The sequence below is a fragment of the Jeotgalibacillus proteolyticus genome (genome assembly GCF_050107735.1).
Classification (GTDB): Bacteria; Bacillota; Bacilli; order Bacillales; family Jeotgalibacillaceae; genus Jeotgalibacillus; species Jeotgalibacillus proteolyticus_A.
In genome coordinates, this window is record NZ_JBNILO010000021.1 from 1 (window position 1) to 3,131 (window position 3,131).

The window sequence follows — 3,131 nt, forward strand, 5'->3', positions numbered from 1 at the left end:
CTAGAGATAGACTTTTCCCTTCGGGGACAATGGTGACAGGTGGTGCATGGTTGTCGTCAGCTCGTGTCGTGAGATGTTGGGTTAAGTCCCGCAACGAGCGCAACCCTTGATCTTAGTTGCCAGCATTCAGTTGGGCACTCTAAGGTGACTGCCGGTGACAAACCGGAGGAAGGTGGGGATGACGTCAAATCATCATGCCCCTTATGACCTGGGCTACACACGTGCTACAATGGACGATACAAAGGGCAGCGAGACCGCGAGGTGGAGCCAATCCCATAAAATCGTTCTCAGTTCGGATTGCAGGCTGCAACTCGCCTGCATGAAGCTGGAATCGCTAGTAATCGCGGATCAGCATGCCGCGGTGAATACGTTCCCGGGCCTTGTACACACCGCCCGTCACACCACGAGAGTTTGTAACACCCGAAGTCGGTGGGGTAACCTTTATGGAGCCAGCCGCCTAAGGTGGGACAGATGATTGGGGTGAAGTCGTAACAAGGTAGCCGTATCGGAAGGTGCGGCTGGATCACCTCCTTTCTAAGGAAATGGCCGATGGCCCTTTGGGTCAATCGCGTCACACAGACTAACCTGACGTTTTCTGGTTGTTTAGTTTTGAAGGTTTAATGCCTTCTATATGAAGATTCGTTCCTTGAAAACTGGATAAAGACATCAAACAAACAAAGCAACAAACCGAGTAATCGCCACCTTAGTGATTTTCAAATGAAAATCCATTGAATCGTATGATTCAAAAACTATTTTTTTGACCATTAGCCACAAGCAGGTCGAGGAAGCAGGCTGGAGGAACACCGGAACGCACTTTCCAGTGCGTGAGGATGTGACGACAGGCAGCTGATGAAGAGATGCGCCGTGGATAATGAGGCAAAAATGGTTAAGTTAGAAAGGGCGCACGGTGGATGCCTTGGCACTAGGAGCCGATGAAGGACGGTACTAACACCGATATGCTTCGGGGAGCTGTAAGTAAGCTGTGATCCGAAGATTTCCGAATGGGGGAACCCCGTATCCGTAATGGGATATGATCTTCCGCTGAATACATAAGCGGTTGAAGGCAGACCCAGGGAACTGAAACATCTAAGTACCTGGAGGAAGAGAAAGCAAATGCGATTCCCTGAGTAGCGGCGAGCGAAACGGGATCAGCCCAAACCAAGAGGCTTGCCTCTTGGGGTTGTAGGACACTCTATACGGAGTTACAAAGGACATGATTAGACGAAGCGGTCTGGAAAGGCCCATCAGAGAAGGTAACAATCCTGTAGTCGAAAACCATGTCCCTCCAGAGTGGATCCTGAGTACGGCGGAACACGTGAAATTCCGTCGGAATCCGGGAGGACCATCTCCCAAGGCTAAATACTCCCTAGTGACCGATAGTGAACCAGTACCGTGAGGGAAAGGTGAAAAGCACCCCGGAAGGGGAGTGAAACAGATCCTGAAACCGTGTGCCTACAAGTAGTCAGAGCCCATTTACGGGTGATGGCGTGCCTTTTGTAGAATGAACCGGCGAGTTACGATTTGATGCAAGGTTAAGCTGATAAGGCGGAGCCGCAGCGAAAGCGAGTCTGAATAGGGCGAATGAGTATCAGGTTGTAGACCCGAAACCAGGTGATCTACCCATGTCCAGGGTGAAGGTGAGGTAACACTCACTGGAGGCCCGAACCCACGCACGTTGAAAAGTGCGGGGATGAGGTGTGGGTAGCGGAGAAATTCCAATCGAACCTGGAGATAGCTGGTTCTCTCCGAAATAGCTTTAGGGCTAGCCTCATGTAGTAAGAGTCTTGGAGGTAGAGCACTGTTTGGACTAGGGGCCCCCAACGGGTTACCGAATTCAGACAAACTCCGAATGCCAAAGACTTATCCATGGGAGTCAGACTGCGAGTGATAAGATCCGTAGTCGAAAGGGAAACAGCCCAGACCACCAGCTAAGGTCCCCAAGTAATCGTTAAGTGGAAAAGGATGTGGGGTTGCTTAGACAACCAGGATGTTGGCTTAGAAGCAGCCACCATTTAAAGAGTGCGTAATAGCTCACTGGTCGAGTGACCCTGCGCCGAAAATGTACCGGGGCTAAACGATTCACCGAAGCTGTGGATGAAATCTCTTCTGAGATTTCGTGGTAGGAGAGCGTTCTAAGCGCTGTGAAGTCAGACCGGAAGGACTGGTGGAGCACTTAGAAGTGAGAATGCCGGTATGAGTAGCGAAAGAAGAGTGAGAATCTCTTCCACCGAATGCCCAAGGTTTCCTGAGGAAGGCTCGTCCGCTCAGGGTTAGTCGGGACCTAAGCCGAGGCCGATAGGCGTAGGCGATGGACAACAGGTTGATATTCCTGTACCACCAACGCATCATTTGAGTGATGGGGGGACGCAGGAGGATAGGAGAGCGCGCTGTTGGATATGCGCGTTTAAGCAGTGAGGCAGGAAACGAGGCAAATCCCGTTTCCGTGTAAGCGAAGCTGTGATGACGAGGGAAATTGAGTACCGAAGTCTTTGATTCCACACTGCCAAGAAAAGCCTCTAGCGAGATGTAAGGTGCCCGTACCGCAAACCGACACAGGTAGGCGAGGAGAGAATCCTAAGGTGAGCGAGTGAACTCTCGTTAAGGAACTCGGCAAAATGACCCCGTAACTTCGGGAGAAGGGGTGCTCTGGTAGGGTGCAAGCCCGAGAGAGCCGCAGTGAATAGGCCCAGGCGACTGTTTAGCAAAAACACAGGTCTCTGCGAAACCGTAAGGTGAAGTATAGGGGCTGACACCTGCCCGGTGCTGGAAGGTTAAGAGGAGTGCTTAGCGCAAGCGAAGGTACGAATTGAAGCCCCAGTAAACGGCGGCCGTAACTATAACGGTCCTAAGGTAGCGAAATTCCTTGTCGGGTAAGTTCCGACCCGCACGAAAGGTGTAACGATCTGGGCACTGTCTCAACGAGAGACTCGGTGAAATTATAGTACCTGTGAAGATGCAGGTTACCCGCGACAGGACGGAAAGACCCCGTGGAGCTTTACTGTAGCCTGATATTGAATTTTGGCACAGCTTGTACAGGATAGGTAGGAGCCTTGGAAATCGGAGCGCCAGCTTCGATGGAGGCATTGGTGGGATACTACCCTGGCTGTGTTGAACTTCTAACCCTCACCCGT

General features: G+C 51.5%; 2 rRNA genes. Both read left to right on the forward strand.

Annotation, left to right across the window (positions count from 1 at the left end):
- Positions 1 to 534: ribosomal RNA gene (locus ACQCT8_RS18880) — 16S ribosomal RNA — on the forward strand; the annotation flags it as partial.
- A gap of 350 nt (positions 535 to 884) precedes the next feature.
- Positions 885 to 3,131: ribosomal RNA gene (locus ACQCT8_RS18885) — 23S ribosomal RNA — on the forward strand; the annotation flags it as partial.